The organism is Bradyrhizobium sp. SK17 (genome assembly GCF_002831585.1).
In the GTDB taxonomy this organism is placed as follows: Bacteria; Pseudomonadota; Alphaproteobacteria; order Rhizobiales; family Xanthobacteraceae; genus Bradyrhizobium.
On the sequence record NZ_CP025113.1, the window covers coordinates 2973030 to 2993466 of the forward strand.

The following is a 20437-nucleotide window of genomic DNA, read 5'->3' on the forward strand; positions in this document are numbered from 1 at the left end:
CTTCGCACTTTTCCGGATCATGCTCTAGCTCACCAGCACCGCACCGTCGCAGCGAATGCCCATCACCGACGTGTCGACCTGGCCGATCCCGATGCCGAGCGTGGAGAGCAGATTGGACAGCACCTGATCGAGCGGGGCCGTGACACCGATCAGGATGCCCTTAACGAGATTCAGAACGCCCGAGAGGACCGTGTCCAGCAGCGTCAGCGGGACCTCGAGCAGATAGATCTTGAGATCGAGGTCACCAAGCAGGTTCCCGACCAGCGACGACAGGAAGTTGCTCGTCGTCACCGTCTTCTTGATTCCCGCCTGGATGTCGCTGTAGCTGAAATTGACGCTGGTCGGCGTGGTGTTGCCAATGCCGACATGTGCGAGCGCTCTGATCGTGAGGAGGTTGCCGAGATCGACCAGCTTCACCGGCGGCGGATTCGGCTTGCGTGTGAAGTCGTTCATTTCGGCGACGCCGACATCGCCGATCCATGCATCGACGATCCCAGGTGTCACCCCGAGCGTGACCTGCGACGTGCTGATGTCCGGACGGCCGCAGGACACCGCGTTGAGTGTCGCGGTGGCCGATGCCACTTCGACATAGATCGGCAGCTTGATCAGCGAGACGCTGCCGGTGCCGAGAACCTTGACCAATACCAGCAGCCTGGTCTGGGCGGTGTGGAGGCTGACGCCCTGGGTCCCGAACTGCACCCAGCTCGAGCCGACCGGCCGTTCGCCGATGGTGACGTACACCGCTACTTGCGCGAGGCCAGGCAAATTGAGGTCGATGTTGGTTGCGACTTGATGGGTGCCGTTGGAGATCTGCGCGACCGCGTTGATCAGGTCGAAGATCGACACGTTGGCGCCGATCTGCGGTTTCTGCCCCACCGTGAGATTGGCAAAGGGGCCGAGATCGATCAGCTTGCCGGTCACAAGCTTGGCCGGGCTGCTGGCGACGGCCTGCGAGATCGATGACAGCGCCGTGGTCGCTGCGCTCGCGCCGTTGGTGGACTGCTGCGTCGACAAGGCGGCCGCGATGATGTCGCCGACCTTGATGTTGGCCTTCAGCAGGGTGTCATAGGTTCCCACGGTCAGATTGACCCGCGTCGCGAGCGCCTGGAGGAAATCCAGCGCGTCGATCTTGGTGCTGATCAGGGAGTTATAGTCCATCACCGAGAGCGATATCGAGGTGCCGAGCAGCGAGCTGAGTAGCGCATTGAGCGCACCGCCATTGACTGAAAGCAGCCTCGATCCGATCGAGAACGACGCCGCCGCCGTCGTGCTGGCGACGGCGGTTGCCTTGATGGTGAAACTGCGCTGGCCGGTCAGATACCGCGCGAAAAAGAGTGGGGTCTGGGTGTTCAGCGTGACGCGCACTGCGTTGGCGGTGCCGACAGCCGGGGTCACGAAACGGGCCTGTGGCGCAATCGCGCCGTTGGCCGTGTAGGTCCCTGTCTCGACCTTGACGACCGCGCTCGCCGGATACTTGTTCTGCACGACGGTCGCGGTGGCGGCGTTGACCGCGTTGTTCAGGTTGGCGGCGGCGACGATGGCCGCGAGGTCGGCTGTGCTCTGCGTCTTGCGCCGGTCGGCGAAGATCGTGCCGAGATCGACCGCCAGCCCGGCGCAGCCGATCATGAGTGTCATCAGGCCGGCGGTCATCACCACGAAGCTGGCCCGGTTATCGGTGCGGAAGTGCCGCAACAGATCGAGCAATCGCGCCATCTCAGTATCCTCCGCGTTGGTCTTGCGCCATGCGGATGACGGTGTCTGGCCGCGGAGCCATGAAACGGAGGGTGCCGCGCTCGCAGTTGTTCGATCTTGCGATCGACAAATGCGTCGCCCCGGCAGCGAGCGGCAGAGCGGCGCGCAACATCGCCACGCAGGAGCCGAATATGAGGATGCTGGGGATGGCGGAGAGAAACAGCGACCGGGTCAGGACTGACTTGGGGACCGACGGGCCGCATTGACTGCGGAGGAACCTGTACATTGCGCACCTGGAAACACAACCTGTGAGCGAATGTTGCTGGCCCGCGGATTAAGGAAAACTATAGAAACACATTCGCCAAACGGCGGCGGCGATCCGCGCGGATGGTGGCACCGTTCCTTATGGGGTGATCAAAATTCGATGATGCGGCGTCCGCTCAAATCGGGGCGATGTGCGGCGTATACGGACGAATTCGACCGCCCGATACCATCGTGCCCCGTAGCGAGAGCACGCAACCGCGCATATGGCGCGCCGTCGCTGCCGCGTTGGTGTCTGATCAGGTCATTTCGGTTCGTCCGGCCTTAGCAAGGCTTGAATCCAGTCTGGACGATTGGCTGCTTTGCCGCAGCGTCGCGCTAACCACGAATTCAACTGGAATCCATGACGCGGCCTGCGAGATCTGATCCGGAGCAGCGGTTCAGCGGCAGCCGTGGAGCGAGGCGAGGCGCATCCCACGCGCGGCCAACAGGCGGCGGCCCGAGCCACAGCAAGCGCAACGCGATGTTGCGTCAGATGACTGCATCGCCATCGGTCGCGATCCAGAGCACCACTCGAGGCAGCGCAGAGCAGTCTCCGAACAGATCTTGCTCGTCGAATGACGGTCAGGCCGTTAGATCGGCCCCGTCTCGGGCCGTTGCATCCGGTCAAACTCGAAGGTCACGCCGAGCCGGCGCTCGAGGCGCCAGACCAGAATGCAGTGCCGCCGGATCGGCTCGCTCTCGATCTCGAGGTCGAACGCGAACGGGATTGCGACGTCGCTTTCCACGGCGAGGCCCGCGCCGGCGGTCGAGATGTTGAGCACCAGGCATCCGACGCTGGTGTCGCGGAAGAAGAGTGTTCCGCGCTTCATCAGAATCGTTCGTTGGCTGTCGGTCTTGTATTTTTTTATTGTTGTGCTCACGGCAGTCTCCTACCCCGTTGTCATTTCCGTCGCGATCATTCCCCTAGTTCACCAGCACTGCGCCGTCGCAGCGGATGCCCATCACCCACAGATTGACCTGGCCGATACTCACGCCGAGGGTCGCAAGCAGGGAGGCCAATACCTGATCGACCGGGCTCGTGACGCCGCTCAGGATGCCGGCCACGGTCGCACCCAGGCCCGGGATCGGAATCCCGAGCCCGATGACATTGACGTTGAGGGCCAGATTGCCGAGCAGGCTCGATGTCAGCGACGACGTGAAGTTGGTGGTCGTCACGGTCTTCATGTTCAGCGACTGGATGTCGCTATAGCTGAAGTTGACGTTAGTCGGCGTCGTGTTGCCCATGTAGGCGTTTGCAAGACCGGTGACCGTAACGAGGCCGAGATTGACCAGTGTCGCCGGAGGCGGGTTGGGCGAGGTCGTGAAGTTGGTCATGTCGGCGGGGGTGACGGCGCCGATCCACGCATTGACGATCCCTGGAGTGGCCCCGAGCGTGACTTGCGAGGTGTTGATGTTGGGATAGCCGCAAGTCACAGCGTTGAGTGTCGCGGTGCCAGAGGCAATTTCGACATAGATCGGTAGGTTGATGGCCGAAACCGGGCCGCTGCCGAGCACCTGAACCGATACCAGCAACCGGGTCTGCGCGGTGTGGACGCTGACGCCTTGGGCACCGTACTGCACCCAGCCGGACCCAACCGGCCGTTCGCCGACGGTCGCGAGTACCGACACGTTGGCGATGCCGGGCAAGCCGAGATTGACCGACGTCGCGATCTGGTTGGTGCCGTTGGCAAGTTGTGCCGTCGCGGACAGCAGGTCGAAGACCGATACCACGGCGCTGAGCTTGGGGCTCTGCCCCACCGTGAGGTCGTCGAACGGGCCGAGATCGATCAGCGAGCCGGGCGTGATCTTGGTCGTGACGCTGTTGACGGCCTGGGAGATCGTCGACAGCGCCGTCGTCGCGGCGGTCGCGCCATTGGTGGTCTGCTGCGCCGACAGCGCAGCAGCGATGATGTCGGAGACCTTGATGTTGCTGGTCAGCAGGGTGTTGTAGGTCACACCGGTCATGTTGACGCGCGTTGCCAGCGCGGTGAGGAAGGTAAGTGCGTCGATCTGGGCGCCGACCAGGGCATTGTAGTCCATCACCGAGAGCGAAAGCGTCGTGCCGAGCATGCCGCCGAGCATCGCGTTGAGCACGCCTCCATTGAGCGAGAGCAGCCGCGACCCGATGGCAAAGGAGGCCATGGCGGTGGACGTCGCCGTCGCAGTCGTCTTGATGGTGAAGCTGTTCGAGCCGGTGAAGTAGCGCGCAAAATAGAGCGGGGTCTGGGTGTTCAGCGTGACCCGTGCAGCGTTTGCGGTGCCGACCGCCGGGGTCACGAAACGGGACTGCGGCGCTATCGCGGGGTTCGCCGTGTAGGTCCCGAGTTGAACGCTGACCAGCGCGCTGGCCGGATAGTTGTTCTGGGTCACCGTCGCGGTCGCGGCATTGGTGGCGTTGCTCAGGTTGGCGGCCGCGACGATCGCGGCGAGGTCGGCGGTGCTCTGCGTCTTGCGCCGATCGGCGAAGATCGAGCCGAGATCGACCGCAAGCGCGGCGCACCCGATGACGAGCGTCATCAGGCCGGCGCTGATCATCGCGAAGTTGCCGCGCTCATCCGCGCCGAAGCGCCGCATCAGCGTGAGGATGCCGGTCATGCTAGAACCCTCCGTACTGGATCGCCGCCGAGCGGACGATGGTGCTCGCCGGGGCGGGCACGAAAGGTAGCTGGTAGATGAAATTGCCGGCCGCGTTGTAGTTGACCGTCACGACGTAGACGTTCGCGTTCGATGGCGAAGGCGCGGCGCTCACCGTGAGATTGCCAGGAACGAGCAACGGATAGGTGGAGGCGTTGGCGGCAACGTAGCTCGTCGCGAGGCTGTTGCGCTCGGTGTTGGTCATTCCGGCGACAGACGAACGCGCCGCTTCGGCGGCGAGCTGCTGAACGCCATGCACCATCGCGAGATACGAGCCGAATACGATAATGCCGAAAATGAAAGCGAGAAACAGCGGCAGCATAAGTGCGAATTCGACAGCAGAAGCGCCGCTTCGACAACGAAAGAACCTGGTCATGGCACACCTCGAAACGCAAACGGTGGCGCCACGTTGCGAGGCTTTGATTAAGGAAAACTATGAAAACGCTTCCGCGAATCAGTCACGTCAATTCGGACGAATGACCGCACTAGAATTTATCGGACGCGCGATGACTTATGGGGCGATCAAAATTGTTGATATCCCATCCGCAGAATTGCGGGGACGATGCTGCAGAAGTGCTGCGCGCATGTGCATATGCACCAGTCCGATACCGTAGCTCTACGTGGCAATGCACGTAACAATACATATGAAGCGCAACTACTGCCTCATAGAAACGAATTGAAGCTAAACGAAAGTGCAACCAAATGTTAGTATAGCTGAATCACATACTGGAGAACTCAACTGCGTCCCGTGCTGAGATTGGAGGGCTCGCGATGCACAGACCACGTCAGCATCTGAATATTCCTACCGAGATTGTTCGTACCGTCGTTGCGATTGCAGAGACGGGAAGTCTTTCGAAGGCCGGCGAGCGTCTCGGCCTGAGTCAGCCGGCGATCAGTTCGCAGGTCAAGCGACTGCAAAGCCTGGTTGGTGGCGCACTGTTCGTCAGAACGGCAAACGGCACCACAACGACTGATCTCGGCAAAGTCGCCGTGCAGCAGGCAAGGCGGATCCTCGAAGCGAACGATCAACTGCTTCGACTCGGCGGCAATCATGAAGGTCCCCAGCCGCTGCGGCTGGGAATGAGCACGATGCTCGCCGAGGAGTTCCTCAAGCTCCATCCAGCCGACGCGCTGGCCGACATGCTGGTCCACGCCGACATGTCACCGATCGTCATCAGAGGATTGATCGACGGCTACATCGACATCGCGTTCGTCTACAGCAACCCTTCGCTCGAGATGGAAGACGAGGTGACGATCGCCGCCGAGGCCGATGAGCGTTCGGTGTGGGTACGATCACGCGATTTTGTTCTGCGACCAGGCGCCCCAATTCCGATCCTGGCGTGGCCCGGCGACGACTGGATGATCCGGACGCTCACCAAGCACAACATCTCGTACAAGATCGTGTTCAGGAGCCCGAACCACCAGTTGCGACTGGAAGCCGCACGGGCCGGATACGGCCTGACGGCGTGTCCCGAGCGGATGATCCCGTCCTCGCTGATTTCGGCAAAGGACTACTATCTTCCGGAACTCCCGACGCAGAAGCGCTTGCTGTGCGTTCGTCCCGGCCTCGAAGGAAGCCGTGCGACGGCGATGGTGCAGCGGTTGTCCAGCCTGTTCTTCAGCGGCGCGAAGCCGATGCGTCAGGTGAGCAACATGTAGATGATCGGTGCCGCGGCATGCCGGCGGCGCCGATCAATAGTGTGGTGGGCGTTCACTGACGGGGCCTGGCGCGTGACGTTCGGCTTCCTGAAGCCGGTCGCGCAGTTCGGCGATCTGGCGCGTCAGCGCGTCGATCTGCTTCCACTGGGCCGTGATGGTCTGGTTCAGCGTCTCGATGGTTTCGTCCTGGTAGGTCAGGCGGACCTCCAGCGCGTCGATCCGCTCGCTCAGTCGTGTCGCGTCATTCATGGGCGGCACTCCCGCGTTCGCGCAAGCCGTGGCCGAGTGCGACACGTTCGTCGAACACGAAGCAATCGCCGCGCCAGCGACTGTCCTGCGCCGGTGTGTCCTCGAGATATTTCAGGATACCGCCCTTGAGGTGATAGACCTCGGCGAAGCCCTGCGCGAGCAGATAGGCGCTGGCTTTCTCGCAGCGGATGCCGCCGGTGCAGAACATCGCGATCCGGCAGTGCGTCGTGGGATCGAGATGGCGCGCGGCGAAATCCTTGAATTGACCGAAGCTCGCGATCCCGGGATCCACCGCGCCTTCGAACGTGCCCATCGCGACCTCGAATGCATTGCGGGTATCGAGCACCAGCACGCCGGGTGATGCGATCAGTTCGTTCCAGTCGACGGCGTCGACATAGGTGCCGACCTGTCGCGTCGGATCGACCGTGGTGTCTCCGAGCGTCACGATCTCCTTCTTCAGCCGGACCTTGAGCCGCTGGAACGGCATCTGCGCGGCTTCGGAGAATTTCAGTTCGAGGTTGTCGAGGCGGCCGCCGAACAGCGCTCCATGCCTGAGCTCCGCGACGAAGCTGGTGATGGCCTGCTCGGTGCCGGCAATGGTGCCGTTGATGCCCTCATGGGCGAGCAGCACGCTGCCCTTGAGATCGAGGCGTGCGCAAAGCGCGCGCAGCGGTTCGCGCAGCGCGCGGAAATCGGGCAGCGCGGCGAACTGGTAGAAGGCGGCGACCTTGAGCGGCATGGCGGGGGTGTATCAGGCCGGTCAGGCCGGCGAAACCCCGCAAAGCCATGCGTTATCGGGATAATTCCTCTGGCATGCCAGCCATTGCCCTGCCGGGGATGAATGTGCCATGTACTCCGCATCTACTTGGCATCCGCCGCAGCAGCGACAAAATATTACAATCGAGCGAGCGCTTCGTTATGAGGAATTTCCATTTCGCCGGCCGTTCCACGGTCCATGCCCAGAACGCGATGGTGGCAACCTCGCATCCGGAGGCGGCACTGGTGGCCATCGAGGTGATGCGCGAGGGCGGCACGGCTGCCGACGCGGCGGTCGCGGCCTGTGCGTTGCTCGGCGTCATCGAGCCGCAATCGACCGGCATCGGCGGCGACTGCTTTGCCCTGATCCAGCCCAAGGGCGAAGGCAAGATCACCGCCTACAACGGCAGCGGCCGGGCGCCGATGGCGGCCACCGCAGAGTGGTACCTCGAACGCAACATCCATTCGGTGCCGTTGACCTCGGCGCATGCCGTCAGCATTCCCGGCGCGATCGATGCGTGGGACGTGATCCTCAGGGATCACGGCAAGTTCGGCTTCGACCGGCTGCTACAGCCTGCGATCAAGGCGGCCGAAGAGGGCTATGTTGTCGCCCCGCGCATCGCATTCGACTGGAAGAACGGCTTCGAGAAGCTGAAGAACGGCACCAACACCGAGCGCTATCTGCTGCCGCACGGCAAGCCCGCGGTGGCCGGCGACGTGATCCGCCAGCCCGAGCTCGGCAAGACGCTGCGCGCGATCGCGCAGAAGGGCCGCGACGCCTTCTACAGCGGCGAGATCGCCGCCGACATGGTCGACACGCTGCGCGGCATCGGCGGCCTGCATACGCTGGAGGATTTTGCCGCGCACTCGACCGAGACGACCGCGCCGATCGGCACCATCTACAAGGGCCATGACGTCTGGCAGTGCCCGCCGAACGGCCCGGGCATCACCATGCTCGTGATGCTCAACATCCTGTCGCGCTTCGACCTGACGAAGTTCAAGCCACTCAGCGTCGAGCGCTTCCATCTCGAGGCGGAGGCGGCGCGCATCGCCTATATGATGCGCGAGCAGCATATCGGCGATCCGCAGCATGCCCATGTCGACGTCGCCGGCATCCTGTCGAAGGAATTCGCCGACGAGCACATCAAGAACATCAGGATGGACGGGCTGCTCGACCTGCCGAACGTCGCGCCGCCGATGAATCCGTCGACGGTCTACATCACCGTGGTCGACAAGGATCGCAACGTCTGCTCCTTCATCAACTCGATCGCGCATTCCTTCGGCTCGGCCATCGTCTCCAACAAGACCGGCGTCTTGTTGCAGAACCGCGCCGGCGGCTTCCGCATCCAGCCCGGCCATCCGAACTGCATCGCGCCGGGCAAGCGTCCGCTGCACACCATCATTCCGGCGCTGGCGACCAAAAACGGCCGCTCGGTGATGTCGTTCGGCGTGATGGGCGGGCAATATCAGCCGGTCGGCCAGACCCACGTGCTGACCAACATGCTGGATTATGGCTGCGACGTGCAGGAGGCGATCGACATGCCGCGCGGCCTGCATTACGAGGGCGTCTACCAGCTCGAGGACAGCGTGCCCGCGGAGATCGTAGAGGGCCTCAAGAAGATCGGCCACAAGACCACCAGCGTGGTCGCGCCGCTCGGCGGCGGCCAGGGCATCTGGATCGACTGGGACAAGGGCACGCTGACCGGCGGCTCCGATCCGCGCAAGGATGGCTGCGCACTCGGCTACTGATCGGCATCGACATCAATCAAGGAAGGACGTCCGGGATGCAATCTTCACGACGTATGATCATCAAGACTGCCTTTGCCGGCCTTGCGGCGGCAGTCTCCACGTCCGTTGCCGGCGGAACGGCAACAGCGCAAACGGCAGGAAAGCCCATGACGACAGCCTCAGGTCTCCAGATCATCGACAGCAAGGTCGGCACCGGCGCCTCGCCGAAGACCGGTCAGACCTGCGTCATGCACTACACCGGCTGGCTCTACGAGAACGGCCAGAAGGGCAAGAAGTTCGACTCCTCGGTCGACCGCAACGAACCGTTCGAGTTTCCGATCGGCCAGGGGCGCGTGATCAAGGGCTGGGACGAGGGCGTCGCCACCATGAAGGTCGGCGGCAAGCGCACCCTGATCATCCCGCCGGACCTCGGCTATGGCGCGCGGGGCGCCGGTGGCGTGATCCCGCCGAATGCCACGCTGATGTTCGACGTCGAGCTGCTGGGCGTGAAGTAACGCCGGACAACAGGAAAAGAGGAGGCGCAGCGATGAAGATCTCGATCCTCGATGATTATTTCGACACGCTGCGCACCCTCGATTGCTTCCGCAAGCTCGACGGCTTTGACGTCAAGGTCTGGAACGATCACGTCCAGGACGTCGATGCGCTCGCCGAGCGGCTGCGCGACACCGACGCACTGGTGCTGATCCGCGAGCGCACCCAGATCCGCACGCCGCTGCTCGAACGGCTGCCGAAGCTGAAGCTGATCAGCCAGCGCAGCGTTTATCCGCATATCGACATCGATAGCTGCACGCGGCTCGGCATCATCGTGTCGTCGAGCCAGCATGCCGATACGCCGTCCTATGCGACCGCTGAGTTCACCTGGGGCCTGATCCTCGCGGCGATGCGCGCGATCCCGCAGCAGATGGCGGCGCTGAAGGCGGGCAAGTGGCAGATCGGCGTCGGCCATACGCTGCGCGGCAAGACGCTCGGCATCTATGGCTACGGCCGCATCGGTGCGGTGGTCGCGGGCTACGGCAGGGCGTTCGGCATGAACGTGCTGGTCTGGGCGCGCGAGGCCGCGCTGGCGAAGGCGCGCGCCGATGGCTATGAGACCGCAGCCAGCAAGGCGGATTTCTTTGCCCGCTGCGACGTGCTGTCGCTGCACATGCGGCTGGTCGACGCGACGCGCGGCATCGTCAAGGCGGAAGACCTCGCGCGGATGAAGCAGACTGCACTGATCGTCAATACCAGCCGCGCGCCGCTGATCGAGCCCGGCGCGCTGGTCAATGCACTGCGCGCCGGCCGGCCGGGCATGGCGGCAATCGACGTCTACGAGAAGGAGCCGCTACGCGACACGTCGGATCCGCTGCTCAATATGGACAATGTGGTCTGCACCCCGCATCTCGGCTACGTGTCGCGCGACGAATACGAGATCCAGTTCACCGATATCTTCGACCAGATCGTGGCCTACGCGGCCGGCGCGCCGACCAACGTGGTCAATCCGGACGTGCTATCGCATGCGCGTCCGCACAGCTAGCCGATAAGCGGCACGAAAAAGACCGGCCCGACGGGCCGGTCCTCTCGGTACTCGATCGCGCAAGAGATCAGTGCTTGTGGCTGGCCGCGCCGGTGGCCTTGTCGACCGCATCCCTGGCAATATCCTTGGCGTCGCCCAGCACCTTCTGGCTCTTGCCCTTGGCCTCCTGGAGCGCGCCTTCACCCTGCATTTTCCGGTCTCCGGTGGCCTCGCCGATCTTCTGCTTGGCCTTGCCCATCGCCTCGTTCGCGGTACCCTTGATCTTGTCGGTGGTGCTGCTCATCACTGTCTCCCTCTGATGTTCCTGACTTAGCCAAGACTTCCTGACTTCGCCAAGACAACGTCCGGCTGACGACGATGGTTCCGATTTTCTGCTCGCGTGGAGGCCTGGTTTTCGCTAGCGTTCCGTGCACGAAAACTTGAGCACCGAAAGCAAGAACGATGACCGGTTCCCACGATCACACCCATTCCCACGATCATTCCCATGATCACCACCATCACGACGACGAGCGCTGGAAGCACGACGGCGTCCGCGTGATCTTCGGCAACCAGCTCGACCCGAACGTGCCGTCGACCGCCGGCATGGACCGCAAGGCCGCGATCAATTTCGCGCGCGTCGGCGCGCAGAAATTGTGGGCGGGCACCGTCAGCATCAAGCCGGACGCCAAGACCGGTGCGCATCATCACGGCCATCTTGAAAGCATCATCTACGTCGTGAAGGGCAAGGCGCGGATGCGCTGGGGCGAGAAGCTGCAATTCACCGCGGAAGCCGGTCCCGGCGATTTCATCTTCGTGCCGCCCTACGTGCCGCACCAGGAGATCAACGCCAGTCCGGACGAGGTGCTGGAATGCGTGCTGGTGCGCTCCGACGGCGAGGCGGTCGCGATCAATCTCGACATCGAGCCGGTCGAGAAGCCGGAGAACGTGTTGTGGGTCGACCCGGTGCACCGGCACCCTGACGAGAAGAAATAATGGAGCCTCGTCATTCCGGGGCTCGCGAAGCGAGAGCCCGGAATCCATCGGGCCGCAGCGTTGGTGGATGAATGGATTCCGGGCTCGACGCTGCGCGTCGCCCCGGAATGACAACAAAGCAGGGAGGCCAGCATGACGCTCGTTCGTTACGAGAGCGCGGATCACGTCGCCACCATCACGATGGCGCGCACCGAAAAGCACAATGCGCTGAACAATGCGCTGTGCAGCGAGCTGCGCGATGCGTGGCTGCGCTTCCGCGATGGCGATGATCGCGTCGCGGTGCTGGCTTCCGCGGAAGAGAAGTATTTCTCAGTCGGCGCCGATGTCGCCGATCTTCCCGTCAACATGTGGCACGCGGTGCCCGGCCTCGGCGTCGAGCTGGACAAGCCGGTCATCGCAGCGACCTCGGGCTGGGTGGTTGGCGGGGCCTTCGTGTTGGTCCAGATGGCCGATCTGTGCGTGGCATCCGAGACGACCCGGTTCATCTATCCGGAGGGAAAGATCGGCACGACGGCTGGTGGCGTCTCGTCGGTGATGGCGCGGATGCCGCACAAGATCGCCATGGAGTTTCTCCTAGTCGGAGAGGAAATGTCCGCGGAGCGCGCCTGGCAGATCGGCTTCGTCAACAAGGTCGCGCCAAAAGGCCAGCATGTCGCGATGGCGCAGCAGATGGCCGCCAAGATCGCGGCAAACGCCCCACTCGTGGTCCGCGCCCTGAAGAAGCTCGCCCGTGAAGCGATGCCGAAGGGGCCGCTGGAAACCGTCGCCGACGTGCGACGGCTGCTCGACGAAGTGCGGGACAGCGACGATCTCAAGGAAGGAGTCAAGGCGTTCGCAGAGAAGCGGACGCCGAGGTTCACGGGGAGATAGGAAGGTCTTCTCTCCCCGTCATTCCGGGGCTCGCGAAGCGAGAGCCCGGAATCCATTTCGCAGCATTTGTTGCGGCCCGATGGATTCCGGGCTCGACGCTACGCGTCGTCCCGGAATGACGTGTGGAGAGCCTTACACAAACACCCGGTGATCGATCGTCCCGCTCGGCACCACGTAGCCGTAGCGCGTATGCGACGGCTCGGGGCCGGCCTTGTCATACCGCGCCTTCATCATCGCGAAGCGGTCGCCCTTGATGTCGAGCATCGCGCGTTTCGGCTGGATGTTGTAGAGCCGGGCGTTGTTGTCGCCGAAGATCGCGGTCTTCACCGGCCCGTCGGCAGCACCGAGCGGCGCATAGCCGAACTTCTTCTGCATCACTTCGGGGATCTCCAGCCGACGCAGGCCCTCGATCTGCCATTGCGGCGCGCCGGTCCACAGCGCATCGGTGCCCCAGCAGACATGGTCGACGCCGAGCCCCTTGATCAGCGTGCCCATCAGCGCGGCGCAGACATTGGGCTCGGCGACCAGCGTGGTCGCGAACAACTGCCCGACATCGCCATAGACATTGTTGACGCCGTACTGCGCCGGGATGTCGGCGAGATCGGACGTCCATGCAATCCGGCCGGTGCGCTCGAACTCGGCGAGTGCGACCCGCGGATCGCCGCCGACATGGCGATAGGCCGAGTGATAGATCACGAAGTTGAGCTGCGGCCAGTCCTTGGCGGCCTGGCCGACATCGGCAACGTCGGCGAAGCCGCGCAGATTCGGATATTGCTTCTCGATTCCGGGCGGGAACAGTCCCTTGTGGATGCAGACATTCTTGATGCCCGCCTTCACCATCTTCTCGTAGCCCTTGTAGGCGACCTTCTCGTCGTCGAGCCGCCAAGGGTAGCGGCTGATCTCCTTGTGAGTGTTGTCGCCGATCGTGTAGCCCTTGCAGGATTCCGGCTTCAAGGCCAGCGCTGCGTCGAGCTTGTCGAGCCAGCCGGGCTGCCCCGGCGTGAAGATCGCATGACAGAACACCCGCCGCGAGCCGGCCTCGTCGTTGATCTTCTTGCGCGCGTCGGCCATCTGCTCGTTGGTCAGGAACCAGTCCTGCTCGATATCCGACGGCGCCGAGGAGATCAGCGCGATCTTGGTGTCGGAATCGAGAAACATCTCCTTCTTGTAGTTGTTGAACTTGAGATCCTCGATGGTCTGCTCGTGGTCGTTGAGCTCCTTGTTCCAGCCGGCCTTGCCGACCGCCTTGCGCATTTCGACGAAGCCCATGATGCGGGTGTCGTCGCGCAGGAAATGCGTGTGCATGTCCATGATGAACTGGTCCTTCAGGGCGTTGGCGCGATCCTGCGCCATCGCGGGCGTCGCGGCTTCCGCCGGCGTCACGTCGAACAACTCGCCGTAGACCTGGTTCATCGCGACAAAGGAGGCGGCCATGCCGGCCGCGGTCTGGAAGAACCTGCGGCGGTCGAGACCCTGCTTGCCGCCGAGATCGTCGGCCATCGCGAGCAACCGCGCCTCGACCTCGCGCTGTCGCTCGTTCTGCGGGTCGGGATAGAACTCGTCGCTGGAGACGATCTGGGTCGGGATCGGCGTCTGGTACTGGCACAGTTCGGAGGGCATCAAGGCGGCAAGTTCTTCATCGGTCAGGTTGCTGCTCATTCTTTGCTCCCGCTTTTCGCCGGATTTTTCCGGTCGGACCGCCGTGGAGACTAGGACCAAGTCAGCCGGTCGTCCGCGTCGATCGCCGGTATTGGCATTCACAAAATCGTGCATCGGATCAGCGATCGCGAGATGCGGGCGTCGCGCCACCGGACATGGGCGCTGCTATGCTCCAGCGCACCGGATCGGCCGAAGAAATCCGGAAGGGAGCAGGCAATGACGCATTCCGACCATTCGCGGCGCACCATCATCAAGGGCATCAGCGTTGCAACAGCTGCCGGTGCGTTCGGCGCAGCGCCGGTGCAGGCCGCAACCCCGATTCCAACCGAGGGACAAATATGGAGCAACGAATACTGGGCGAAGAAGGGCGACGTCCCGCTATGGATGTTCCGCAAGCGGATCGGCGCGCCAAAGCCGGGCGAGCCGGCGCGGCCCGTGGTGTTCTTCGTCCACGGCTCGTCGGTGACATCGCGGGCGTTCGACCTCACGGTGCCAGGCAAGGGCGAGTATTCGCTGCTTAATGTCTTTGCGCGCTACGGCTTCGATTGCTGGACCATGGATCACGAGAACTACGGCAAGTCAGGCCGCACCTCAGGCAATGCCGACATCGCCAGCGGCGTCGAGGACCTGAAAGCCGCGGTCGAGGTGATCGCGCGCGAGACCGGGCAGACCAGGTACCATTTCGTCGGTGAATCCTCCGGCGCGCTGCGTGCTGGTGCGTTCGCGATGGCCTCGCCCGAGCGGATCGACCGGCTGGTGTTCGCCGCCTTCACCTACAAGGGCGAGGGCTCGCCGACGCTTGCGAAACGCGCCGAGCAGCTTGCCTATTATCGCAGTCACAACATGCGCAAGCGCGATCGCGACATGATCCGCTCGATCGCGACCCGTGACAAGCCCGGCACATCCGATCCCGACGTGATGGAAGCGCTGGCCGATGTCGAGATGCAGTTCGGCGACCAGATTCCGACCGGCACCTATCTCGACATGACGGCCAATCTGCCGGTGGTGCATCCGGAGAAGGTGCTGGCGCCGGTGCTGCTGGTTCGCGGCGAGTATGACGGGATCGCGGCGGTGCCTGATCTCGAGGAGTTCTTCAACAAGCTGCCGAACGGCGACCGGCAGTTCGTCATCTTGCCCGGCACCGCGCATTCGGTGGCGCTCGCCGTCAATCGGGAGCTGTTCTGGCACGTGACCCGGGCGTTCTTGACGATGCCGGCGCCGATCGTGACCTGAGGCGGCGTGCGGCAGGACGCCGCACAAAAATCCAGGAAGAATCACTGTCGCGTTGTCGGGAGCCGGCCATGTGGTTCGTCCTCCGGGTATAACCACGCAAACAGGAGCGCCTTTGATGGCCAATCCCACGATGATCTTCGTCAACTTGCCGGTCAGCGACCTCGCCCACGCCACCGCGTTCTACGAAGCGATCGGCGCGACCAAGAACCCGCAATTCTCCGACCACACCGCCTCCTGCATGGTGATCTCCGAAACCATCCACGTCATGCTGCTGACCCATGACAAATTCCGCCAGTTCACGCCGAAGAAGATCGCCGACGGCAAGGCCACCAGCGAGGTGCTGATCTGCCTGTCGGCCAACAGCCGCGACGCAGTCGACGGCTATCTGACCAGAGCGAAGGGTGCGGGCGGCACCGCCGATCCGTCGCCGAAGCAGGATTACGGCTTCATGTATGGCCGCAGCTTCGAGGACCCCGACGGTCACGTCTGGGAAGTGATGTGGATGGACGTCGAGGCTGCGATGAAGGCGCAGTCCGCCGCGGCGACCGCCTGATCGCTGGTCGACCAGGAGTTCGAGGTGTCACCCTGCCTGTGGTCCGGCGCGAGATCTCAGGCAGCGGGGACGCTGTTGGTGCGAGCATCGGTGATGGCGTCGGTGGCTCGTTTCCCTGGAGGCAAGTCCGACGGCTGACAGACGAGGGGTGGGAAGTTCAGCTCGACCGTGGTTCCGCCTCCCGGCGTCTCGCAAAGGGAAACGGTGCCGTTATGGGTGGTCATCACCTGGGAAACGATTGAAAGCCCCAGTCCCGTCCCTTCCGCATGGGTGTTTCCACGCTTGAACGGCTCGAGCAGAAGCTCGGGCTGGCCAAGCTGGAGGCCGGACCCGAAGTCGATGACGCTCAGCCGCGCCGGTGCTTCGACCTTGATCAGGACGGAGCCGCCCGCGCTGCCATGGGTCACGGCATTCCGGATCAGGTTCGAGAGCGCGACGGCGATCGCGGCTTCCGAGCCGCGCACCCGGATCGGGTGACCAGGCTCGGTGAACTCGATGTCGCTTCCATTGTTCAGCGCCATCGGCACGTGTTCGGCTGCGACCCTGCGCGCAAGCGCGGCAAGATCCATCTCCATCAGTTCGGCAGGTTCGACCGAGATGCGCGCCAGCTGAAGCAGCATGGTGACGATCGACGACAGCTTCTGGTTCTCGGCGATGAGCCTGGCGCGCAGCGGAGAATCCTGGACCAGCTCGAGCATGGTGCGCGCATTGGTCAGCGGCGTACGGAGCTCGTGTGCGGCGTTGGACAGGAAATTCCGTTGCGCTCTCGAAGCAACGTCAATTCGTGACAGTGCGCGATTGAAGGCCACGACGAGCGGCAACAATTCGGCCGGCGCATTGTCTTCCGGCAGCCGGCGGCCATCCGAAACCCCGTCGATCATCTCCGCGGCGGCGGCCACCGCTCGAACCGGCCGCGCGATCAGCGTCGGCACGAACACCATGGCGGCAAACGCCGTCGCCGCCAGGACGAGGATGATCGGAAGCGCGACGATCGTCGCATCGGTGAGCGCGCCGAGCGTCAGTTGGGTTGCCGTATAGGCGACGCCGCCGGTCTCGATCCACACCTCGCCGACTGGCGTATTCCGGACCGCGGCCATCTTCTTCAGCTTGGTGGTTTCGCCATCGATCGCATAGGCGAGGAAGCTCGTCCCATCGCGCGACGTCGGGGTCTTTTGCGGACGCCACTTCGGCACCGGGCCGTAGCTGACCTCGCCGCTCTTGTCGGAGACGACATACCAGAACGTCGGGAATTCGCGGATGATCTCGTCCAGTCTCGAGGTCTGCTTGAGGGCGAGCTGCCCCGCCTCGTTGCGCGTGACGGCTGCCTTCAGGGCGTCGGCGACGTCGGCGGCCGCCCAGGTGCCGTCATCGTCACCGCCGAACCGGATCAGCAGTGCCGCCGCGCAGAGCAGCATGATGGTCGTCACGGCGCCGATCAGGGTCGCGGACAGCACCGTGATCGAGCGATGGATGCGCTTGAGCGTTTGCCACTTGAACATCATCATTCGCCACTCAACAGATATCCGAGGCCGCGGACCGGCTTGATAACGATCTTGCAGTTGGCCGCGCGAAGGCGTCGGCGCAGCCGCGAAACGTGTGCCTCGATCGCGTTCGATTGAATTTCATCGTCAAAATCATAAGCCGCAACTTCGAGCGTCTCCCGCAGGACGACGCGTCCGATGCGCCGGACCATCGCTTCCAGAATCGCCAGTTCGCGCCGTGGCACGACGATCGGCCGTTGATCGACGCAGACCTCGCGATTGAGCACGTCGTAGCTCAGGTTTCCGATCCGGACGACCGCTCCTCGATCCAGGAACAGGCGCCGCAGCACGGCCTTTGCTCTCGCAACCAGCTCGATCGGCTCAAATGGCTTGGCCACGTAATCGTCCGCCCCGTCGTCGAGGGCGCGGGCAATGTCGATGGGATCATCGAGCGCCGTCAGCACAATCGTCGCAGGGCTCGGCTTCTGTTGCTTCAGGTCGCGCAGCAAGGCCAAGCCATCGCCATCCGGCAGTCCGCGATCAATCACGACGAGCTCGAAATTCCGCACAGCCACCGCGGCGCGGCCTTCCTCCAGCGTCGTGACCATGTCAGACGAGCCGAAGGCCGCTCCCAGAGTATCTTGCAGCCATGGCCCAAGCTGAGGATCATCCTCCACGACCAGAACGCGCACCGTATTCTCCCAAGCATGAGACGCGGCTTGTTCCATTACGGACGGATTACAATAAGATTACGGCCGGCAGGAAAGATGCAATATTTCATCTCAGTATATTGACTCAATTGATGTTTTTCCGAGGATCTGTCGACCGTTCCGGGCCGGGAAATGATGCGATGGAGGCCCGATCGAGGGACGTCCGGGCGTCAGGCGATCGCCGAAACGCCGTCGATCTCGCTCGACCTCTTCCGCGGCGGCCGGATTTCAGATGCTTGCCGGGGCGCGTCGCGCCCTGCTGGTGACCTGCACGCGTGAGCAGCAGCGGTTCGACCAATTCGATGAGCGAGAATGGAATCGTGGTCGTCATGCTGATCAGCGTGAGTGCGCCGGCAGCTTGCTATCGCGGCGCCGCCGATCGCGCCGATCGCGCCGATCGCCAAAGCGTCGATGACCTTGCGCCGACTGCCGCCTCGTAACCAGCGCGAGCTCCGGACACCAATGCTCGATGGGCGGTCGGTGACATGAGCAGCGTGGCGCGTCTTCGCATCCGTGCCTCCTCCGTGAAACTTGTTCGCTAGAGGCATCGATCAACATTACCAGCAAATGACAGCGATCGGTGACGACGCAACGGCGGCGACTTGGGCCGCGCAACGTCAGACTACCGTAATGCTCGCTGTGAAGAGCATGTCGATGGAAGTCGCCGACATGGCGTTAGCGATACGAGAACGAAGACTTCATGCCGTTAGATTTTGCGTTGTCTGCGATGGCCAAGCGGTCGGATCGCTGCCCCGCGCGTTGGCGCCGCCCGTTCGACCGGTGGCTGGAGGGAGTCGAAGCCGGGTGGTCGATAGCATTGTTGCTCGCCTGCTTCGTCGGCATCTGGATGGTCTATCTGGTCCTGGCCTATCACGGCGCCGGCCTGCATCCCGACGTGCTGGAGACCTGGACGTATGGACGGCATTTCGCATGGGGATATCCCAAGCACCCGCCGTTGATGGGGTGGATGACCGGCGCGTGGACCTCGGTGTTTCCGCTGACCGACTGGTCGTTGCAGCTCATGGCGATGACAAATGCGGCGTTGGCATTGTGGTTCGTCGACCTGATTGCAAGACGGTTTACCAGTGGGCACAAGCGCCTGATCGTGCTGCTCCTGTTGATGCTGACCCCGGCGTACCAGTTTCATGCGCAGCGCTTCAATGCCAACGCGGTGTTGCTCGCGGTCTGGCCCCTTGCGACGTACTGCTTCCTCCGCGCCTTCGAAACGAGGACGCCGCTCTGGGCGGTTGCCGCCGGCCTGACCGCGTCCCTCGCGATGCTGGGCAAGTACTACTCGATCTTTCTGGTGGCGAGCTTCGCGTTGTCGGCGATGATCCATCCCGCGCGACGGGCCTATTTCAGCTCCGCTTCACCCTGGATATCGGCCGCGGTCGGTCTGCTTGCGCTGTTTCCGCATCTCCACTGGCTGGTGACGACAGGCGCGGAGCCCATCCGCTATGCAGCGACCCATGTCCGGGCCGATCTGTTCGCGTCGCTGCGAGATGCGGCCAATTTCCTGCTGGGCCTCGCTGCGGCGGTGAGCGTGTCGGCTGCGACCTGGGTGTTGATTGCAGGCTATCGAATAAGACGCTTTTCCCGGGACTATTCGGCGTCGGATCCGAACCTGAAGTTGCTCTGCCACATCGCGATCGGCACGACCGTGCTTCCCGTCATCACATCGATATTCCTGCGCACCGACTTGCCGTCGCTTTGGGCACTTCAGGGACTGTTCCTGCTTGCCGTGCCGGTCGTTTGCAGCACGCGCTACCGGATCGAGCGCTTCTATGCGGTCAACGCAACGCTGCTCGTCGCCGGAATAGCGATCGTTGCCGCTGTGATCGCGGCCCCGGTTCATGCGCTCTACCGCAACAGCCATGGCTATGAGGAAGGACGCAGCTTCTACCACCAGGCAGCAGACCAACTCACCCGCTTGTGGCACGAACAGATGGGGGTCCCTCTGTCGATCGTCGGAGGCAACGATAGTCTCGGGCTTGCGGTGGCGTTCTATAGCTCCGATCACCCGCACTACGGCGACCCATTCGCCCACGAATATTCATTGGCGTTGCCTCGCGAGGTGAGACCGGAGCGCGGCTGGGCCGCGCTCTGCTTCGACGACCAGGACGATTGTCTCGAATGGACCGAGCAAATGGCGGCCCAGGCCGGAAGCTATCTCAAACGCGAATTGTCCGTCCAATCGAGCCTGTTTGGAATTCCGGGCGTCAAGCGCAACATCGTCGTGTTCCTGGTGGCGCCGCTTCGCGAGCCGGACAGCGCAGCGTCAAGCCTCGCCATCATGCAGGGCGGGACCAGGATGCGTGTCTCCGCAGGCAGATTCACCGCAGCCCGCTGAGGGGCGGGAGCCCATTCGTCTTGGTCGGCTGCTCCGATCCTTGCGAAGGCG

The 20437-nt window shown here is 63.2% G+C and carries 20 protein-coding genes and 1 pseudogene; 11 read left to right on the forward strand and 10 right to left on the reverse strand.

What is annotated here, in order from left to right:
* Nucleotides 1-24: 24 nt before the first annotated feature.
* The 4 genes from CWS35_RS13825 to CWS35_RS13845 all read right to left on the reverse strand — a co-directional run bounded on the left by CWS35_RS13825 (nucleotide 25) and on the right by CWS35_RS13845 (nucleotide 5005).
* On the reverse strand, nucleotides 25-1713 hold the full coding sequence (locus tag CWS35_RS13825; protein WP_100952221.1) for a TadG family pilus assembly protein: 1689 nt from the start codon (nucleotides 1711-1713) through the stop codon (nucleotides 25-27).
* A gap of 872 nt (nucleotides 1714-2585) precedes the next feature.
* A complete protein-coding gene (locus CWS35_RS13835; protein WP_029878965.1) occupies nucleotides 2586-2825 on the reverse strand; it encodes a hypothetical protein in 240 nt (79 codons plus the stop codon).
* 94 nt (nucleotides 2826-2919) lie between these two features.
* Nucleotides 2920-4590 (reverse strand): TadG family pilus assembly protein, encoded by a 1671-nt coding sequence (locus tag CWS35_RS13840; protein WP_024580350.1) that lies wholly within the window; start codon nucleotides 4588-4590, stop codon nucleotides 2920-2922.
* Between the two features lies 1 nt (nucleotide 4591).
* The gene (locus tag CWS35_RS13845; RefSeq protein ID WP_024580351.1) at nucleotides 4592-5005 is read right to left on the reverse strand and encodes a TadE/TadG family type IV pilus assembly protein; all 414 of its coding nucleotides are present in this window, start codon (nucleotides 5003-5005) and stop codon (nucleotides 4592-4594) included.
* 395 nt (nucleotides 5006-5400) lie between these two features.
* Between CWS35_RS13845 and CWS35_RS40080 the strand changes: the two are divergent.
* Together CWS35_RS40080 and CWS35_RS13850 are read left to right on the forward strand one after the other, a co-directional pair.
* Nucleotides 5401-5550 (forward strand): annotated as a pseudogene (locus CWS35_RS40080) (LysR family transcriptional regulator); the annotation flags it as partial.
* A 159-nt stretch (nucleotides 5551-5709) separates the two neighbouring features.
* Entirely contained in the window at nucleotides 5710-6288 is a 579-nt protein-coding gene (locus CWS35_RS13850) for a LysR substrate-binding domain-containing protein (RefSeq protein WP_244442188.1), read from the forward strand.
* 33 nt (nucleotides 6289-6321) lie between these two features.
* Here CWS35_RS13850 and CWS35_RS13855 read toward each other — a convergent pair whose 3' ends face one another.
* Entirely contained in the window at nucleotides 6322-6537 is a 216-nt protein-coding gene (locus CWS35_RS13855; RefSeq protein WP_024580353.1) for a SlyX family protein, read from the reverse strand.
* Nucleotides 6530-7276: a rhodanese-related sulfurtransferase gene (locus CWS35_RS13860; RefSeq protein WP_100952222.1), complete on the reverse strand. Its 747-nt coding sequence runs from the start codon at nucleotides 7274-7276 to the stop codon at nucleotides 6530-6532. The genes CWS35_RS13855 and CWS35_RS13860 overlap by 8 nt, the downstream gene beginning before the upstream one ends.
* Nucleotides 7277-7455: 179 nt before the next feature.
* Here CWS35_RS13860 and ggt point away from each other — a divergent pair, with 179 nt between their 5' ends.
* Genes ggt through CWS35_RS13875 form a run of 3 tightly spaced genes read left to right on the forward strand, consistent with a single transcriptional unit; the run spans nucleotide 7456 to nucleotide 10558 of the window.
* Nucleotides 7456-9042, forward strand: coding sequence for a gamma-glutamyltransferase (gene ggt, locus CWS35_RS13865; RefSeq protein WP_024580355.1), 1587 nt, complete (start codon nucleotides 7456-7458; stop codon nucleotides 9040-9042).
* Nucleotides 9043-9095: 53 nt separating this feature from the next.
* On the forward strand, nucleotides 9096-9536 hold the full coding sequence (locus tag CWS35_RS13870) for an FKBP-type peptidyl-prolyl cis-trans isomerase (protein ID WP_371412495.1): 441 nt from the start codon (nucleotides 9096-9098) through the stop codon (nucleotides 9534-9536).
* Nucleotides 9537-9568: 32 nt separating this feature from the next.
* Complete coding sequence (locus CWS35_RS13875) at nucleotides 9569-10558, forward strand: D-2-hydroxyacid dehydrogenase family protein (RefSeq protein ID WP_024580357.1); 990 nt, start codon at nucleotides 9569-9571, stop codon at nucleotides 10556-10558.
* 67 nt (nucleotides 10559-10625) lie between these two features.
* Here CWS35_RS13875 and CWS35_RS13880 read toward each other — a convergent pair whose 3' ends face one another.
* A complete protein-coding gene (locus tag CWS35_RS13880; protein ID WP_024580358.1) occupies nucleotides 10626-10841 on the reverse strand; it encodes a CsbD family protein in 216 nt (71 codons plus the stop codon).
* Between the two features lie 158 nt (nucleotides 10842-10999).
* On the opposite strand from CWS35_RS13880, the gene CWS35_RS13885 reads away from it, so the two are divergent.
* Both CWS35_RS13885 and CWS35_RS13890 read left to right on the forward strand, forming a co-directional pair.
* Nucleotides 11000-11530 carry a cupin domain-containing protein gene (locus tag CWS35_RS13885; RefSeq protein WP_100952223.1) on the forward strand — a complete coding sequence of 177 codons (531 nt, stop codon included), beginning with the start codon at nucleotides 11000-11002 and terminating at the stop codon, nucleotides 11528-11530.
* A 132-nt stretch (nucleotides 11531-11662) separates the two neighbouring features.
* The gene (locus CWS35_RS13890; RefSeq protein WP_100952224.1) at nucleotides 11663-12400 is read left to right on the forward strand and encodes an enoyl-CoA hydratase/isomerase family protein; all 738 of its coding nucleotides are present in this window, start codon (nucleotides 11663-11665) and stop codon (nucleotides 12398-12400) included.
* Between the two features lie 132 nt (nucleotides 12401-12532).
* Here CWS35_RS13890 and CWS35_RS13895 read toward each other — a convergent pair whose 3' ends face one another.
* Entirely contained in the window at nucleotides 12533-14059 is a 1527-nt protein-coding gene (locus tag CWS35_RS13895) for an amidohydrolase family protein (protein ID WP_024580360.1), read from the reverse strand.
* A 216-nt stretch (nucleotides 14060-14275) separates the two neighbouring features.
* Between CWS35_RS13895 and CWS35_RS13900 the strand changes: the two genes are divergently transcribed.
* The gene (locus tag CWS35_RS13900; RefSeq protein ID WP_100952225.1) at nucleotides 14276-15292 is read left to right on the forward strand and encodes an alpha/beta hydrolase; all 1017 of its coding nucleotides are present in this window, start codon (nucleotides 14276-14278) and stop codon (nucleotides 15290-15292) included.
* 115 nt (nucleotides 15293-15407) lie between these two features.
* Nucleotides 15408-15845, forward strand: a complete 438-nt coding sequence (locus CWS35_RS13905) for a VOC family protein (RefSeq protein WP_100952226.1) — start codon at nucleotides 15408-15410, stop codon at nucleotides 15843-15845.
* 56 nt (nucleotides 15846-15901) lie between these two features.
* On the opposite strand, the gene CWS35_RS13910 is transcribed toward CWS35_RS13905, so the two are convergent.
* Both CWS35_RS13910 and CWS35_RS13915 read right to left on the reverse strand, forming a co-directional pair.
* Nucleotides 15902-17347 carry a HAMP domain-containing sensor histidine kinase gene (locus CWS35_RS13910; protein ID WP_100956330.1) on the reverse strand — a complete coding sequence of 482 codons (1446 nt, stop codon included), beginning with the start codon at nucleotides 17345-17347 and terminating at the stop codon, nucleotides 15902-15904.
* Nucleotides 17347-18018, reverse strand: coding sequence for a response regulator transcription factor (locus CWS35_RS13915; RefSeq protein ID WP_024580363.1), 672 nt, complete (start codon nucleotides 18016-18018; stop codon nucleotides 17347-17349). The genes CWS35_RS13910 and CWS35_RS13915 overlap by 1 nt, the downstream gene beginning before the upstream one ends.
* A 320-nt stretch (nucleotides 18019-18338) precedes the next feature.
* Here CWS35_RS13915 and CWS35_RS38985 point away from each other — a divergent pair, with 320 nt between their 5' ends.
* Both CWS35_RS38985 and CWS35_RS13920 read left to right on the forward strand, forming a co-directional pair.
* Nucleotides 18339-18476 carry a hypothetical protein gene (locus tag CWS35_RS38985; RefSeq protein WP_157817143.1) on the forward strand — a complete coding sequence of 46 codons (138 nt, stop codon included), beginning with the start codon at nucleotides 18339-18341 and terminating at the stop codon, nucleotides 18474-18476.
* A gap of 260 nt (nucleotides 18477-18736) precedes the next feature.
* Nucleotides 18737-20386 carry a glycosyltransferase family 39 protein gene (locus CWS35_RS13920; protein ID WP_100952227.1) on the forward strand — a complete coding sequence of 550 codons (1650 nt, stop codon included), beginning with the start codon at nucleotides 18737-18739 and terminating at the stop codon, nucleotides 20384-20386.
* The last annotated feature ends 51 nt before the right edge of the window (nucleotides 20387-20437 follow it).